Genomic DNA, 797 nt, shown 5'->3' with positions numbered 1-797 from the left:
CGGCCCAGGTCGTAGGAGACGAAGGTCGAGCCGCCCCACTTCGGCACGCCCAACTGGCGGGTGCCCGTGGTGGTCGGGGTGCCACTGTTGGTGGCCGTGGCCGCGATGGCCGGCGCGCCCTGGGTGATGATCGCGTCGGTGTAGCTGAGCGCGGCAACCACGTTCAGGCCGCGCGAGACCTCGCCCCGGCCCTCCAGCTCGACTCCGCGCACGCGAACCTCGCCGATCTGGATCTGCGAATTGGCCGGGACGCCGTTCGTGCCGGCCTGCGGGTCGGCGACCGGAACCTTGCGTCGCTCCAGTTGGTAGGCGGCCAGGGTGAATAGCGCCGAGGTGCCCTTGGGTTGGTACTTCAGGCCACCCTCCAGCTGGCGGCCGGTGACGGGCACGAAGGCTTCGCCCTGCCAGGTCGTGCCGGCCTGGGGCTCGAAGGATTCCGAATAGCTGACATAGGACGCCAGGCCCGCGCCCAGGTCGTAGAGCCCGCCCAGCCGCATGGTGAAGGCGTTCTGCTCCAGCGTGCTGGAGGTGTTGTTCTTCTTGTTGTCGGTGACCTGCTCGTACCAGTCGTAGCGACCGCTGGCGATCAGTTGCAGCCGGCCGATGGTCATCTGGTCCTGGGCGTAGAGGCCCTTCTGCTCGCGGCGACTGTAGGTGTTCACATAGGCCGTCGACAGGACGGTAAGGTCCATGCTGGGCAGCGTGCCGCCATAGGTTGGCGCGAACAGCGACAGGTTGGGGATGCTTGTCAGCGGATTGCTGGTCTGGCCGGTGTTGAACTGCTGGAAGTTCTCGCC

General features: G+C 67.1%; 1 protein-coding gene. It reads right to left on the bottom strand.

Annotation, left to right across the window (positions count from 1 at the left end):
- Positions 1–797: TonB-dependent siderophore receptor (locus tag AC07NG_RS25675; RefSeq protein WP_494597220.1), on the bottom strand; the 797-nt coding region annotated here is incomplete at both ends.

The organism is Caulobacter sp. GW821-FHT10C03, assembly GCF_059415485.1.
The sequence above is the reverse complement of the archived record's forward strand: the minus strand, read 5'-3'. Positions and strand labels throughout refer to the sequence as shown.